The organism is Streptomyces sp. NBC_01808, from assembly GCF_035917395.1.
In the GTDB taxonomy this organism is placed as follows: domain Bacteria; phylum Actinomycetota; class Actinomycetes; order Streptomycetales; family Streptomycetaceae; genus Streptomyces.
Genome location: NZ_CP109072.1, coordinates 5958941 through 5974791, shown reverse-complemented (window position 1 = coordinate 5974791; position 15851 = coordinate 5958941). Strand labels below are relative to the sequence as shown.

Here is a 15851-nt window from a genome sequence, read left to right as displayed (position 1 = left end):
GCGTCGCCCGAACATCATCTTCCGGAACGTGCCGTAACGAGGGACGGACGCCCTGGTGGGAGCCGCTTGCCGGGCGAACCCCGTTCTCGCACCCCGGGCCGGGAAGCCCACCAAACTGACAGGATCTAGCTACGAACCAGACCTTCCCTTGACGTGAATCAGTCGTCTTGCAGACTGTTTTTCGCACGGCGGGCTCGTGACCCCCAAGCCGTCCGAGGGTGATACCGCCGGCGCTCCGCGAGTACTCACGGAGGGGAAATGTTCACAAGACACGAACTATGTCGAGTCCCGTCATGCAGAAGTACGCTGCACGGAAGCTCCGCGAAAAGCAGGGGAGTGGCCGGTGACGGAAAAGCTCTCTGCACATCCTGCCGGGGCCGGCTGGAGAGCAATCTGCTCAACCTTCCCGCACTGTATTCCGACTGCACCGGAAGTCCGGGTCCCGAAATGGTACGGGTCATCCGGAAGGTCGCCAGGAAGAGTCCCGCGACCGGCACGATGAATCCCGCCGCCGCCGAGGTGCGCGCGGCCATCCGTACGGTATTGGCTTCCTGGTCGGGACTCGTCGCCGAGGAACGCCGGCTGAACTCCCCGGCCAGGGACGTCCCGGCGCTCGCGCGCTTCCTGTGCCGGCATGTCGAGTGGCTCGCCCGCCACCCGGCGGCGGGCGACATCGCAGAGGAGATCCAGGAACTCTCCCGGAGGGCGCGCAAGGTCGCCGACCCCGGCAGCCTCCGGCGCGTCCACCTGGGCGACTGTCCCGACGCCGGCTGCGAGGGCACCCTCGTCGCCCTGATCCGCACCCATGGCGACGCGATGCCCTCCGAGATCGTCTGCACGGCTTCCGCCGCCCACACCTGGCCGGTCACCTGGTGGAGCAGACTCGCCCGCCGGATGCGCACGCAAAGAGAGGTCGGATGAAGTACCAACTCGCGAGCACCGGTCTGACGGCAAACGACATCGCCAGCATCTGGCGGATACCCAAGGGCACGGTCTACCGCTACGCCCACATGCACCGCTGGCGCCGCTACAAGCAAATCGGCCGGGTCTATTACCACCCCGACGACGTGACGGCCACACTGGACGAGATGCAGCCGGAATGAACACCGGGCCACAGCACCGTACGCCGATACGGCGGCCGGATCGGAACCGGCTGCACGGGCGCACAGAACACGTCCGCATCCGCGGTGGGTCACGGACGGGATCACCGCTGCGCTTCGTGACCGTCGGTGACTTGTGGCACGTCACACGCATGACCAACCACCCCGGCGAGAGCGGGGGCTTGACGGCCGAGCGGCGAAGAATCTATAAATATACTTGTCGCTCCAAGTCCGCCCTTCGTGGGCGTGCCCAATCTCGCACGACATCCCCACCGCAGCGGATCACGTCCGCTGCGGTTTTGCGTGGCAGGGGAACCCTGCGCGCGATTCGGCTGCCGGCCGTCTGATCTCTACGACAGAAGGTACCTATGCCCAGGCTCTGTAAGCCGTCGGTGCGCGTGCCGGAATATGTCATCACGATGGAAGAGACGCTGGAGTTCGCCCAGCGTGTCCACGGCGGGAAGCCGCAGCTTCCGCTGGCACTGCGGCTGATCCGGAATACCGGCGTACGGAAACGGCACATCGTCCAGCCCATCGAAAAGACCCTCGGGCACCCCGGCTTCGAAGAACGCAACCGCGTCTACGAAGCCGAATCCAGGAAGCGCTGCCCCGAGGTCATCGAGGAGGCGCTGGCCAACGCGGACGTCGCGGCACGCGACATCGACGCGATCGTGTACGTGTCGTGCACCGGGTTCCTGATGCCGTCGCTCACCGCCTGGCTGATCAACACCATGGGCTTCCGCTCCGACACCCGCCAGCTCCCCATCGCGCAGCTCGGTTGCGCTGCCGGCGGGGCGGCGATCAACCGGGCCCACGACTTCTGCCTGGCCCACCCCGGCGGCAACGTGCTGATCGTCTCGTGCGAGCTGTGCTCGCTGTGCTACCAGCCGGGCGACGACGACATCGGCTCCCTGCTGTCCGACGGGCTGTTCGGCGACGCGGTCGCCGCCGCCGTGGTCCGCGGCGACGGCGGCACCGGCGTCGACCTGGAGCGCAACGGCTCGTACCTCATCCCCCACACCGAGGACTGGATCTCCTACGCCGTCCGCGACACCGGCTTCCACTTCCAGCTCGACCGCCGGGTCCCGGGCACCATGGAGCCGCTCGCCCCGGTGCTGCGGGACTTCGCGACCGACCACGACTGGGACATCGGCAAGCTCGACTTCTACATCATCCACGCCGGCGGCCCGCGGATCCTGGACGATCTCGCCCGGTTCCTCGATGTCGACCGCGGGATGTTCCGGCACAGTTGGGCCACGCTGACCGAGCGCGGCAACATCGCCAGCGCCGTCGTCCTCGACGCCCTGCGCCGGCTGATCGAGGAAGAGACGCCGCAGGCGGACGCCACGGGCGTGATCGCGGGCTTCGGCCCCGGCATCACCGCCGAGATGGCGCTGGGCAGATGGAGCCGGGACACCCCGGACGACGCGGACTGAGCCCACCGCGGCACGTACACCTCCGGCAAGCGCGGCAAGGGCGCCGGCATGCCTGAAAACCGTTCCCCACAGGAGGCAGGAGACCTCGTCATGCTTACTCGGGAATCGCAACTGGTGGAGCTGGTCGACGCGGGCGGCACCGCCCTCGGCTCCCTCCGGGTCGCCGAGGCACACACGGCGCCGGGCCGGTTGCACCGGGCGTACTCGGTGATGCTGCTGGACGAGCAGGGCCGCATCCTGCTCCAGCAGCGGGCCGCGGTGAAGACCCGGTTCGCGCTGCGCTGGGCCAACGCCTGCTGCGGCCATCCGGCGCCGGGGCAGGCGCTGTTCGACGCCGCCGGCGAGCGGCTGATCGAGGAGATCGGGCTGCCCGGGGTGCCGCTGCAGGAGGCCGGCGTGTACCTCTACCGGGCCGAGGACCCGCACACCGGCCGGGTCGAGCACGAATACGACCACGTCGTGGTCGGGCTGGTCCCGGTGGACGTGCCGCTGAAGCCCGACCCGGCGGAGGTCGCCGACGTCCGCTGGGTCGCGCCTGAGGAGCTGCGCGCCGACCTGGCCGCCCACCCGGACCACTACTCGCCCTGGCTGGGCGGCGTGCTCGCGGTGGCCACCAACGCCGCCGACCGGCTGCCGCAGGCGGCGGGCCTCGCGACCACGTAGCGCCGCCGGCCGCGGGAGACGACCAACTCGAAGGGAGCCAGTGAAATGACACAAGGAGCCACACTCGCGCGCATCCGCGACTACATGGTGGGCCCCACCCGGTTTATGACCCTGCTGTCCTGTTTCGAGCTCGGCATCATCGACGCGCTGCGCGACAAGCCCGGCATGACCGCGGCCGACCTCGGCGACGCGGTGGGCACCAAGCCGGACGCCGTGGAGCAGCTTCTGTTCCTGCTGATCAAGGAGGGGTTCGTCGCGCGCGACGAGGCGTCCGGCACGTACACCCTCGACGCGCTCGGCGAGGTTCCCGAGCGCGACCTGAAGCGCGCGCTCACCTACATGAACATGATCAAGGTGGTCGCGCTCAGGCAGCTCTTCCACCTCACCGAGAGCGCGCGGACCGGCACGCTCGTCGGCCTCAAGGAGTTCTACGGCGTCACCGAGGGCACCATGTACGACGCCGTGGCCGAGCACAAGGATCTCCGCGATTCCTGGGGGACGTTGATGGACAACGTCACCGCCAACATCGACCCCTGGTTCTTCGGGAACGTCGACATCGCGGCGGGCGCGCAGGTGCTCGACCTCGCCGGGAACACCGGCCTCGGAGCGATCCACGCCTACGAGTCGAAGACCTCCCCCGGGCTCCGGGTGACGACGTTCGACCTGCCGGAGAAGGAGGAGGAGGCGCTGGAGAACTTCCGGGCGCACGGCGTGGCGGACCACTGCTCGTTCGTCGGCGGCAACGTCTTCGAGGAGATCCCGCAGGGCTTCGACGTCGTCCTCATCAAGCACTTCCTGGACATGTTCGACAAGGACGACGTGATCAGGATCCTGACCGGCGTCAACCGGTCGCTGCCGGTCGGCGGACAGGTCAACGTGCTGGTCCCGGTGTACCCCGAGAACCTCACGGACACCGACAACTACAACGTCGACTTCTTCCCGGCCTTCTTCATCGGCTGCACCATGGGCCAGGGCGGCCCGCAGAAGCTGTCGGTCTACCGGAGCTGGCTGGAGGAGTGCGGGTTCGAGGTGACCAAGGCGGTCACCAAGGACCCCGCCGAGCTCCCGAAGGACGTCATCCCGGTGCCGGCCCTCCTGTCCGCCACGAAGGTCCGGTGACCGACCGGTGCCGGCCCGGGTCGCCGATCCCGGCGCGGGCACCGGGTGCCGGTCCGGGTTCTGCCGGGCATCGTGGCAGGGCACGGACCGGTGCCGCCGCATCCGGGTGGCGCAGGACCGCCGGGGCCTTGACGACCAGGGGCGAAGAACCTATACATAGGATTGCACCGCCGGAGTCCGCCCTTCGTGGCGTTGACGCGTTTACGCACCCGCGGTGCCGGGTTCCCCGCCCCCGGTTTCCCCGGCGTTCGACCGGGAGACGTTTTTGAACCGCCGGTCCGCCCATCCGGATTCCACGCTCATACCAGCGCTCACCTTCACACTGGAGGACGCACGCATCATGTCCGGAGCTGTCGAACTCGAAAGGGTTTACTCGGCCATCGAAGAGTCTGCTCAATTAGTGGGTGTGGCCTGTTCCCGGGACAAGGTCTGGCCCCTGCTGAGCACCTTCGGCGAGTCGATCGAGGACGCGCTACTGGTCCTCAGTCTGCAGACCGGCGGGCGGCACGCGGGAGAACTCGACTACAGCTTCACCGCCTCTCCGGGACTGGGCGACCCGTATCCCCACGCCGTGGCGCACGGCTTCGTCGAACCCACAGAGCACCCCGTCCACTCCCTGCTTTCCGACCTGCAGGGGCGCTGGACCATCAGGGAGCACTTCGTCGACTGCGGGGTCACCGGCGGCTTCAAGAAGTTCTACGCGCACTTCCCGCAGGACCTCCAGCCGGTGGCGAAGCTGGCCGAAGTCCCGTCCGTGTCGCCCGCCGTGGCCGACAACGCGGGCCTCTTCGCCCGCTACGGCCTCGACGAGGTCGCGATGGTCGGGGTCGACTACCAGCGGCAGACGATGAACCTGTACTTCCAGTTCACCCCGGACGGCCGTCCGGAACCGAGCGCGCTCCGCGCCATGCTGCGCGAACTCGGGCTGCACGACGCGGACGAAGGCATGCTGGAGTTCGCCAGCAGGTCGATGCGGGCCAACATCACCTTCCGCTGGGATTCCTCGCGGATCGTACGGGTCGCATTCGCCCCGCCGCCGGGCCGCGGCCTGGATCCGGCGGCGGTTCCCGCGCCCATAGAGCCGCACATCGCGCGGTTCGCGACGAACGCCCCGTACGCGTATCCCGGTGAGCGTCTGAACCTCTTCGGCGTCAAATGGTTCCCCGACGGGGAATTCATCGACGTCTGCGCGTACTACCAGCTCTCCGCCGGGTACGAACCGGTCCGGCTGATGGAGACGCACAAGCAACAGGGATGAACCCGGGGACCTGACCCGCCCCCGTTCTCCGATGCGCATGACTGGCTGAGCCGGCCCTCGATCTCAGAAGGCACGGTCCGTTCCGGCGGACCGTGCCTTCTGCCATGCAAGGAATCCCCTCTCAAGGACAAGGACGGCACATGACGACCGGACACTCTCCTGTCTCAGGCTTCTCCCCGCGGCGCAGGTCGCTGCTCCTCGGCGGTGCCTCCGCCGCGGCGCTGTTCCCCCTGGGTCACACCGGCATCGCCGCCGCCGCCGAGAGCAGCAAGGTGGCCAAGGCACAAGCCGAGTTCGACCTTGACAAGGACAACTACATCGAGTGGTTCCAGCCCGAGGACGACGGCGCCGGCGTCTCGCCCTCCTCGGAGATCTTCGGTCCGATGGACGTGACGGTGTTCCTCTGGATCAACCACCTGACCGGTCTCGGGTGGTTCGACGCCGTGGCGCCCTACCACGAGACCGCGGTCGGTGTGCACTCCCGGATTCCCCGCCGCCCGTCGAGCGAGTCCGCCACCAACCGGAACATGAACATCTCCTGTATCTACTCCCAGTTCCAGTTGGTCAAGCGGGTGATCCCGAGCCGGGTCAAGCCCATGCGGGACCTGCTGACGAGCATCGGCCTCGACCCCGACGACGACTCGATGGACCCGGCCAACCCGGTCGGCATCGGCAACATCGCCGGCAAGTCCGTCTTCGAGGCCCGCAAGAACGACGGCATGAACTTCCTCGGCTACGAGGGCGGCCGCAAGTACAACCCCAGGCCCTGGGCCGACTACACCGGCTACCGGCCCGTGAACACCGCCTTCGACGTGGTCAACCCGTCGCGCTGGCAGCCGCAGCTCCAGGCCCACAACGGCCGCCGCGTCGGCGGCGGCCCCGGTGACCTGGGCATCTGGGTGGCCCAGCACTTCGTCACCCCGCACATCCGGATGGTCAAGCCGCACATCTTCGACGATCCGCGCGACTTCACCGTCCCGCCGCCCACGCACGTCGACCACACCCGGCCCCGGGACTTCAAGCGCTCCGCGGACGAGATCCTGGAGGCGTCGGCCGCGCTCACCGACGAGCAGAAGGCCATCGTCGAGGTGATGGACAACAAGATCTGGGGCATCGGCCACTCGGCGCTGGTCATCGCGCGCAAGCACGACCAGAACGGCGAGCTGGGCGTGCAGGGCTGGGCGCACTTCATCCTGGAGCACCTGCTGGCGACCTTCGACCCGCTGATCGCCGTCTGGAACCAGAAGGTCAAGTACGACGCCGCCCGACCGGTCACCGTGATCAAGCACGTGTACGCCAAGAAGAAGGTGAAGTCCTGGGGCGGCGTCGGCATGGGGACCGTCGACGACATGCCCGCCGAGGAGTGGTTCAGCTACCTGCCGGTGGGCGACCACCCGGAGTACCCGTCGGGCTCCACGACGCTGTGCTCCGCGGCCTCCCAGTGCGCGCGGCGCTACTTCGGCTCCGACGAGCTGGACTGGAAGTTCACCTTCCCGGCCGGCTCGGGGCGGACGGAGCCCGGCATCGTCCCCGCGAAGGACGTCGAACTGCACTTCCCCACCTGGACCGACTTCACGCAGAAGTGCGGCGCCAGCCGCGTGTGGGGCGGGGTGCACTTCAGCAAGACCATCGAGACGTCCATCGCCTTCGGGGAGCAGTTCGGCGACATGGCCCACGAGTTCGTGCAGAAGCACATCAAGGGTGAGGTCGAGGACTGAGCCCACCGCGGCGGCAGGAACCAGCCACGGACCCGCGGCCTGCCGCCGCACCTCGATGTGCAGCCGGCCTCCCGGCACGCGCGACGGCGCGCACGCGCCGGGAGGCCGCTGCGGGCAGGGGGCGCCGGGAATACGCCAACCGCCGCTGAAATTCCGCGAGTCTGGCCGGTTCCGATCGATCGCCATGTCACGCGCCGACCCGTCGCGCCCGTCCTATGTGTGACACCCCCCGGTACGACCGATGGCACACCAGGAGACGATCATGGAATCACGGAGCGCAGCCCCAGCGGGCGGGCCGGGCACGGAAGCGCTCGGAGATCCCCGGCGGTGGCTCATCCTCGCCGTCATCTGCACCGCCTATCTCATGGTCGGCCTCGATCTGACCGTGATGAACCTCGCCCTGCCGTCGGCGCAGGAAGCGCTGGAGTTCTCGAACTCCGACCGGCAGTGGATCGTGACCGCGTACGCGCTGCCGTTCGGCAGCCTGCTGCTGTTCAGCGGCCGGCTGTCCGACATCATCGGCCGCAAGGAGAGCTTCCTCATCGGGCTGACCGGCTTCGCCGGCGCCTCCGCGGTCGGCGGGGCCGCGACCAACTTCGAGATGCTGGTGACGGCCCGCGCCTGCCAGGGCGCCTTCGCCTCGATGCTGGCGCCCGCCTGTCTGGCGCTGCTGGCCACCACGTTCCACGACCCGAAGGAGAAGGCCAAGGCCTTCGGCATCTACAGCGCGGTCGCGGCCAGCGGTGCGGGCCTGGGGCTGATCCTCGGCGGCGCGCTGGTCTCCGCGCTGAACTGGCGCTGGTGCATGTACGTCAACCTCGTCTTCGCCGTCGTCGCCTTCGCCGGCAGCGTCATGCTGATGCAGCGGGAGCCCAAGACGGGGGCCAAGCTGGACGTCCCCGGCGTGGTGCTGGCGTCGGGCGGCATGTTCTGCCTGGTCTACGGCTTCGCCAACGCCGCCGACGAGGGCTGGGGCACGACCTCGACGTGGGGCGTCCTCGCGCTCGGCGGCGCACTGCTCCTCGTCTTCGCGTTCTCGCAGACGCGCGCCGCCAACCCGCTGCTGCCGCCCAGGATCCTGCTCGACCGCAACCGCGGCGGCGCGTACTTCACGGTGCTGCTCGTCGGGACCGGCATGTTCGGCGTGATGCTGTTCCTGATCTACTACATGCAGACCAACCTCGACTACTCGGCGATCACCTCGGGCGTCGCGCTGCTGCCGATGGTCGTGTGCACGACCGTGGGGGCGAGCGCCGGCGCCATCAGGCTGATGCCGAAGTACGGCCCCCGGCCGCTGGTCACCTTCGGTCTGCTGCTCAGCGCGCTCGGCATGGCCTGGCTGACCGTGATCGGCGTGGACTCGGGCTACGTGACCCACCTGCTCGGCCCGCTCATGGTGGTCGGCCTCGGCATGGGCTTCATCTACGCCGCGGCGCTGCGCACCGGCACCTCGGGCGTGGAGCCCAGGGACGCGGGGATCGCCTCGGCGTGCGTCAACACCGGCCAGCAGCTCGGCGGCGCGGTCGGCACGGCGCTGCTCAACACGATCGCGGCCACCGCCACCGGCAACTGGCTGGAGAGCAACGTGCAGGGGCAGCCGTCGCAGAGCCAGCTCGACCTCGCGGCGATCGACGGCTACACCACGGTGTTCTGGTGGTGCACCGCCCTCTTCGCGATCGGCGCGGTCGTCTCCGGCCTGCTGCTGCGCGGCGGCCCGCTGCCCACGCCCGCGGAGGAGCCCGCAGGGGAGAATGCGGACGGGACGTCCGAGGAGCTGTCCGAGGAGACGAAGACCGCACAATCCTGAGGCGCACTGCGCCCAGACTGCAGCTCAAGCGGCTGGTGATCCCGGGTGACCCGGGTATCGCCGGCCGCTTTCGCGTGGGCCGGGAACGTCCGCCGGCCGACCTGTCATCTCCAGCGGCGCACAGTCGATAAGGAACCGATTATGACGACGTCCGGAAGCTCCTCCGTCCCCGGCTTCTCACCACGGCGCAGGTCGTTGCTGCTCGGCGGTGGCTCGGCCGCGGCCCTGGCGACCCTGGGCCACGCGGGTACCGCCGCCGCCGAGCCAGGACCGGCGGCGGAGCCGCCGCCCGCCTTCGACCTCGACAAGGGCAACTTCGTCCGGGACCTGCTCACCGTGGCGGGCGACTCCAGCGGGGAGACGCAGGACCTCGGCCCCGCGGACGTCACCCTCATCTTCTGGATCCAGGACGTCATGCAGACCGCCTGGTTCGACGCGCTGGCGCCTTACCACCCGACCGCCGTCGGCGTGCGCACCCGGCTCCCCCGCCGCCCCGCCGGCGAGTCCGGGACCAACAGGAACAAGAACATCGCCGGGCTGTACGCCACGTACCAGGTGGTGAGCATCACCTACCCGGAGCGGGGCCACATCCTGCGGGGCCTGCTGGAGGCGATCGGTCTCGACCCCGACGACGAGTCGGAGGACCCGGCCACCCCCGCGGGCATCGGCAACCTGGCCGGCAAGGCCGCCGTCGAGGCCCGGCTGCGCGACGGCATGAACTTCCTCGGGGACGAGAACCGGAAATACCACCGCCAGCCCTTCGAGGACTACACCGGCTACGAACCGGTGAACACCGCCTACAAGCTGGTCAACCCGTCGAAGTGGCAGCCGGCCAGGACCCCGCACCGCCGCCGCGTCGGCGGCGGCCCGGGCGACAAGGGCATCTTCACCGTCCAGCACTTCGCCACCCCGCAGCTCCGGCTGGTCGAGGGCCACACCTTCCGGGAGCCGGGCCGGTTCGAGCTGGCGCCGCCCGACCACAGCGACCACACCGCACCGGGCCGCTACAAGCGCGCCGTGGACGAGATCCTCGCCGCCTCCGCCGGGCTGACCGACGAGCAGAAGGCGAAGGCGGAGTTCTTCAGCAACAACTACCAGGGCATCCTGCTGGCGACGAGGGCCGCGGCGATCGCCCACGGCCTGGACCTGGACGGCTGGGTGCACCTCTACATGACGAGCTCGGTGGCCCAGCTCGACAACCTGATCGCCTCCTGGCACCTCAAGCACGCGCACGACGCCGTCCGGCCGTTCAGCGCGGTCAGGCACGTGTACGGCAAGCAGAACGTGCGCGCCTGGGGCGGTCCCGGCAAGGGGACGGTCGACCTCCGCGCCGACGAGTGGGCGGGCTACCTGCCGGTGAACGACCACCCCGAGTACCCGTCAGGATCCACCGCGCTCTGCGCCGCCATGGCGCAGGGGGCGCGGCGCTTCCTCGGTGACGACGTCCTGGAGTGGACGTACACCTTCAAAGCCGGCTCGACGCAGACGGAGCCCGGGCTGGTCCCGGCCCGTGACGTCGAGCTGAACTACGGCACCTGGACCGCCTTCGTCCGGGACGCCGCCCTGAGCCGGGTGTGGGCCGGCGTGAACTTCACGAAGACGACCGAGAGGTCCGTGGAGTTCGGCAAGCAGTTCGGCGACCTCGCCCACGAGTTCGTGCAGCGGCACGTCTCGGGCGAGGTCGAGGACTGATCGCAGCAGGTTGCGCCGGACCTTCTCCGGCCAATTCACGCTCCCGCGTGCGCACAACCCTCCGACACATCTGACCACGCACACCAAAGGGGATGACAGTGACCAACCTGATGCTGCTGCCGGACGGAATGCGCCGCTGGTCCAAGGCGAACGGCGTCTCGCTCGACGACGGCTACAAGGCGATGGCGGACAAGCTCGTCGAGTTCATGGACTGGGCGAGGGAAGACGGCATCACCACCCTGTACATCACCACCTCCTCGGCCGCGAACTTCAGCCGCCCCGAGCCCGCGGTGACGACGTTCCTGGTCGCGTTCAACGACGTGGCCCGGCGCACGCACGACAACTGCAGGTTCGACTTCTCCGGGTCGCTCGACCTGGTGCCCAAGAAGTACCTCACCGAGCTGGAGAACCTGCGGGACGAGTCCAACAAGGAGGCGGGCTTCACGCTCCACTACATCATGGGCATGTCCCTCACCGAGGAGGTCATCCAGCTCTTCAACAGGCTCAACGGCAAGATCCCCGAGCTGACCGAGGAGATCCTGGCCGAGAACGCCTACGTCCCGAAGCAGGTCGACTACCTCATCCGCACGGGCGGCGCGATCCGGATGTCGTCCTTCTTCCCGCTGATGTCCCCGTACGCCGAACTGCACTTCTCCCCGGTGCTGTTCCCCGACATGACGCGCGCGGACTTCGACACCGCGATGAACGACCTGCGCCGGCGGGAGCGGCGCTACGGGAACTACCCGGCGTAGAGCACCAGCGCACGACTCGGGCGAACAACGACCGACTCCGGTCTCCCAGGCGTGGCCCGACCACTCGGGCCACGCCTGGGACGTGCCACGCATCCTCGCTAGGGATAAGGAAGAAAATACGATGACGTCCGAAAATTCCTCCTCCGCAGGCTTCTCCCCAGGTCGCAGGTCGCTGCTGCTCGGCGGCGCCTCGACCGCGGCGCTGGCGACCCTGGGGACCGGTACCGCCGCCGCCGGCCAGGGCACAGGACCGGCGGCGAAGCCGGCCGCCGCCATCGAATTCGACTTCGACACCGGAAACTTCCACCGGGATCTGCTCAGCACGGCGGCCAACCCGTCCGAGGAGCCGCTCGGCCCGATGGACGCGACCGTCCTCGTCTATCTCACCCACCTCACGATGACCGCGTGGTTCGACGCGCTGGCGCCCTACCACCCGACCGCGGTCGGCCGGCACACCCGCATCGCCCGCCGCCCCGCCAGCGAGTCCACCACCAACCGGAACAAGAACGTCGCGGCGCTGCACGCCGCGAACGTGGTGTTCGCGGCCGTGTTCAAGGAGCGGGTGGCGGCCTTCCGGCAGGTCATGACCACGCTCGGCCTTGACCCCGACGACCAGTCGACGGACCCGTCGAGCCCGGTGGGCATCGGCAACCTGGCCGCCCAGGGCGTCCTCAAGGCCAAGGCGCGGGACGGCATGAACCTCTTCGGCGACGAGGGCCGGAAGTATCACGGGCAGCCCTACGAGGACTACACCGGCTTCGAGCCGGTGAACACCGCCTACAAGCTGGTCAACCCGTCGAAGTGGCAGCCGGCCAGGACCCCGCACCGCCGCCGGGTGGGCGGCGGCCCGGGCGACAAGGGCATCTTCACCGTCCAGCACATGGTCACGCCGCAGATGGGGCTGGTGAAGCCGGACACCTACCGGCACCCGAGCCAGTTCCCGCTCGCCCCGCCCGACCACCTCGACCACACCGACCCGCGCCGCTACAAGCGCTCGGTGGACGACATCCTGGAAGCCTCCGCCGGCCTCAACGACGAGAGGAAGGTCAAGGCGGAGTTCTTCGACAACAAGTTCCTCGGCATCGGCCAGTCGACGAAGGCCGCGGGGATAGCCCACGACCTGGAACTGGACGACTGGGTCCACCTGATCTACACGAGTTCGCTGGCGCAGGTCGAGGACCTGATCGCGGCCTGGCACTACAAGGTCAAGTACCAGGCCCCGCGCCCGTTCAGCGCGATCCGGCACGTGTACGGGAAGAAGAAGCTGTCCGCCTGGGGCGGGCCCGGCATCGGGACCGTCCACGACATGCCCGCCGACGAGTGGACCAGCTTCATCCCCGTGGGCGACCACCCCGACTACCCGTCAGGATCCACCACGCTGTGCGCCGCCGAGGCGCAGGCCGCCCGGCGCTTCCTCGGCGACGACCGCCTGGACTGGACCTGGCCCATCCCCGCCGGGTGGACGCTGACCGAGCCCGGGGTGACCCCGGCCAAGGACATGGAACTGCGCTACGACACCTGGACCGAGTTCGTGAAGGACTGCGGCTACAGCCGGGTCTGGGCCGGGGTGCACTTCACGACCACGGTCGAGCGGTCCATGGAGTTCGGCACCCAGTTCGGCGACCTCGCGTACGAGTTCGTCCAGCAGTACATCAAGGGCGACGTGCAGGACTGACCGCCGCTCGCGCCGGCGGTCACGCCGGGACCGGCCGGGCAGGGCGCGCACCACCGCGACCTGCCCGGCCGTTCACGGCGTACGACGCCTCCTCAGCGTTCGTCGCCGTCGAGGCCGGCGACGAACGCGCGCAGCGCCGCCCACTGGGCGTGCAGCGCGTGGTCGCCGTCCCCGAGGGGGTCCTTGAAGAAGAAGGCCAGCGGCGTCAGCGGGCCCGTGCGCCCCGCCGCGTGCGCGGCCAGGGAGATCCGGGCCAGGTCGAGGACCAGCGGCGCGGCGAGCGCCGAGTCGCAGCCCTCCCAGGTGAACTGCAGCCGCATCGGGGTGCCGAGGAAGCCGCCGAAGGTGATGAGGTCCCAGGCGGTCTTGAAGTCGCCGATGTCGGCGACGTAGTCGATGTGGGTGTCGCCTTCCGGCGCGTAACCGAGGGTCTCGCGCAGCACGCGCTGCTTGCTGACGGACTTCGCCGCGTTGGCGCCCGGCTCGGCGAGGTTGGCACCGTCGCCGCCGCCGAGGAGGTTCAGGCCCGACCACGAGCGGACCGCGAGGTTGCGCATCGCGAACATCGGCGCGAGCACCGACTTCAGCAGCGTCTCGCCGGTCTTGCCGTCGTGGCCCGCGTACGGCAGTCCGCGGGCGGCGGCCAGTTCGTCGAGTGCGGGCAGCCGCGCCCCCGTGGAGGGGGTGAAGTCGACGTACGCGCAGCCGGCGGTGAACGCCGCGTACGCGTAGAGGGAGCTGGGCGGCAGCACCCGGCCGGGGGCGACGAGCGCCGCGTCGAGCGCCGCCAGGTCCGCGTGCGCCGGGTGCGGCTGGGCGGCGGGCTCGGTGGAGGCGACGTTGACGACGACGACCCGCTCCAGCGCGTGCCGCTCGGCGAATGCCTCGATGTCGGCGACGACCGCGGCGGCCGTCTCCGCCTGGGTGCCGCCGGCGGGCGCGTGCCGCAGCTCGGCCTCCGCCTCGGCGAGGTCCGCCTCCAGCGCCTGTACGAGCCGCGCGGGCACGACGCCGGCGGTGGCGAGCTGCTCGGCCTTCTTGGCCACCGTGCCGGTGTTCACGTCGTGGCCGCCGAAGACCAGGTCGCCGAAGCCCGGCAGCGCTTCGGCGGCCAGGTCAGGGTGGGCCGTGACACAGCCCACGGGCTCGGTCAGGCCGGCGCGCAGCGCGAGCCCCCCGACGACGGCGGTAGTGGCGACCGACCCGCGGGCGCCGATGAACCAGATGCCAACTCGCATGAGACCCCTCCGTTACGGACACGTGCGGACAGAACCGGTGCGCCTCGCGCACGACTCGGGCGGACACGGGCGAGGGCCGGACCGACGGCTTGGCAGCCACGGCCCGGCCCTGGGCGGACGCCAGGTCGTCGATCAGCCGATCTTGACGACCTCTCCCTTGTCCCAGTCGCCCGTGGTGCCCGGAGGCCACCACAGGCTCTTGTTGGTCACGTAGATCGAGCCGTCGGGGCCCGCGAGGAAGCCGTGCGGGAAGAACAGCTTGCCCTTGCCCAGCTCCGTACGGGTGCCGTCGCGGCCGATCTGGATGACGCTGCCGCCGTCGTCGTCGGGCGACGGCAGGAAGCCGGTCGAGGTGAACTGCGTGACGTAGAAGTCGCCGTTCTTGCCGAAGCCGCAGCCCGTGATGGCGCTGAAGCCCCGCTGCCAGACCTCCAGGTCACCGCTCCACGGCTCGTAGCGGTAGACCTTGGCGGCCTTGGCGCCCTCCTCGCCGGTGTTGCCGTGGCCGGTCAGCTCGCCGACGTACACGGCGCGGTCCGGGCCCTGGGCGACGCAGGTGGGCACGGCGTCGGAGCCGGCCTGGCTGAGCGGGAAGCTGGTGAGGATCTCGACGTTGCCCCACCGGTCGATCTCGCCGAGCACGTTCGCCGCCGCGTCCACGTAGTAGAAGCCGCCGCCCTTCTTGGGCGTCAGCGAGTACGGGTTCGTGACGTCGAAGTCGGGCGTCGGGTCCGGGTTCTCGTTGATGTACTCGTAGTCGGCCGCACCCGGCCGGGCGGCCACCCGCGGCTTCTTCGGGTCGGTGACGTCGAGCAGGGTGCCGACGTACGGCTTGAGCTTGTTCCGCAGGCCGTCGGAGAGCCACGCGTCGGTCGGGAGGCTCTGCGGCGAGCCCGCCTGCAGCGTGTACAGGCGGCCCTGGCTGTAGGCCAGCCCGTTCGGGCCGATCATGTCCTGCAGGTTCAGCGCCGAGGGCAGGTTCTCCACGATCCGCTTCGGCTCGCCGTTCGTGATGTCGGCGACGGAGCCGGTGTGGCCGAAGCACTTCATCTCGAAGACGATTTCCTCCGAGACCATGTTGCACTCGGACGGTGCCGTCAGCGGCGGCGTACCGGTCTCGGAGACCAGCAGCCGGCCCCCCGGGCCCCAGGTCAGGGAGCGCGGCGAGTACAGCCCCTCCGCGATCACCTCGACCTCGGCGTTCTTGTCGAGCGTGCCCGAGCCCCTGCCGTGGTCGGCGGCGGCCACGGGCCCGGACGATCCGGCCGCCACACCGGCGAGCGTTGTCGCCGCTGCCGCGGCGAGCAGCATCCGACATCTTGCGAGACGTCGCATCGAGCTCTCATCTCCTCTTGAGTGGGGTGAGGTTCTGCTGGGGACCACGTGCGCGGCC

Annotated in this window: 13 protein-coding genes; 11 read left to right on the top strand and 2 right to left on the bottom strand. The window is 69.5% G+C overall.

What is annotated here, in order from left to right:
• Positions 1 to 498 precede the first annotated feature (498 nt).
• The 11 genes from OG946_RS26550 (at position 499) to OG946_RS26500 (ending at position 13220) form a co-directional block, all read left to right on the top strand.
• Complete coding sequence (locus tag OG946_RS26550; RefSeq protein WP_326798509.1) at positions 499 to 921, top strand: hypothetical protein; 423 nt, start codon at positions 499 to 501, stop codon at positions 919 to 921.
• Positions 918 to 1103, top strand: a complete 186-nt coding sequence (locus OG946_RS26545) for a helix-turn-helix domain-containing protein (RefSeq protein ID WP_101421567.1) — start codon at positions 918 to 920, stop codon at positions 1101 to 1103. The genes OG946_RS26550 and OG946_RS26545 overlap by 4 nt, the downstream gene beginning before the upstream one ends.
• 365 nt (positions 1104 to 1468) lie before the next feature.
• A complete protein-coding gene (locus OG946_RS26540) occupies positions 1469 to 2536 on the top strand; it encodes a type III polyketide synthase (protein ID WP_326798508.1) in 1068 nt (355 codons plus the stop codon).
• A gap of 90 nt (positions 2537 to 2626) precedes the next feature.
• Complete coding sequence (gene idi / locus OG946_RS26535) at positions 2627 to 3199, top strand: isopentenyl-diphosphate Delta-isomerase (protein ID WP_326798507.1); 573 nt, start codon at positions 2627 to 2629, stop codon at positions 3197 to 3199.
• A gap of 45 nt (positions 3200 to 3244) precedes the next feature.
• Positions 3245 to 4318 (top strand): methyltransferase, encoded by a 1074-nt coding sequence (locus tag OG946_RS26530; protein WP_326798506.1) that lies wholly within the window; start codon positions 3245 to 3247, stop codon positions 4316 to 4318.
• Positions 4319 to 4658: 340 nt separating this feature from the next.
• Entirely contained in the window at positions 4659 to 5576 is a 918-nt protein-coding gene (locus tag OG946_RS26525; protein ID WP_326800374.1) for an aromatic prenyltransferase, read from the top strand.
• A gap of 140 nt (positions 5577 to 5716) precedes the next feature.
• Positions 5717 to 7294 carry a DUF6851 domain-containing protein gene (locus tag OG946_RS26520; RefSeq protein WP_326798505.1) on the top strand — a complete coding sequence of 526 codons (1578 nt, stop codon included), beginning with the start codon at positions 5717 to 5719 and terminating at the stop codon, positions 7292 to 7294.
• Between the two features lie 262 nt (positions 7295 to 7556).
• Positions 7557 to 9101 carry an MFS transporter gene (locus tag OG946_RS26515; RefSeq protein WP_326798504.1) on the top strand — a complete coding sequence of 515 codons (1545 nt, stop codon included), beginning with the start codon at positions 7557 to 7559 and terminating at the stop codon, positions 9099 to 9101.
• 141 nt (positions 9102 to 9242) lie between these two features.
• Complete coding sequence (locus tag OG946_RS26510) at positions 9243 to 10793, top strand: DUF6851 domain-containing protein (RefSeq protein ID WP_326798503.1); 1551 nt, start codon at positions 9243 to 9245, stop codon at positions 10791 to 10793.
• A gap of 92 nt (positions 10794 to 10885) precedes the next feature.
• The gene (locus tag OG946_RS26505; RefSeq protein WP_326798502.1) at positions 10886 to 11545 is read left to right on the top strand and encodes an undecaprenyl diphosphate synthase family protein; all 660 of its coding nucleotides are present in this window, start codon (positions 10886 to 10888) and stop codon (positions 11543 to 11545) included.
• Positions 11546 to 11666: 121 nt separating this feature from the next.
• On the top strand, positions 11667 to 13220 hold the full coding sequence (locus OG946_RS26500) for a DUF6851 domain-containing protein (RefSeq protein WP_326798501.1): 1554 nt from the start codon (positions 11667 to 11669) through the stop codon (positions 13218 to 13220).
• A gap of 92 nt (positions 13221 to 13312) precedes the next feature.
• On the opposite strand, the gene OG946_RS26495 is transcribed toward OG946_RS26500, so the two are convergent.
• Positions 13313 to 14458 (bottom strand): inositol-3-phosphate synthase, encoded by a 1146-nt coding sequence (locus OG946_RS26495; RefSeq protein WP_326798500.1) that lies wholly within the window; start codon positions 14456 to 14458, stop codon positions 13313 to 13315.
• A gap of 132 nt (positions 14459 to 14590) precedes the next feature.
• On the bottom strand, positions 14591 to 15793 hold the full coding sequence (locus OG946_RS26490) for a ScyD/ScyE family protein (RefSeq protein WP_326798499.1): 1203 nt from the start codon (positions 15791 to 15793) through the stop codon (positions 14591 to 14593).
• Positions 15794 to 15851: the final 58 nt, after the last annotated feature.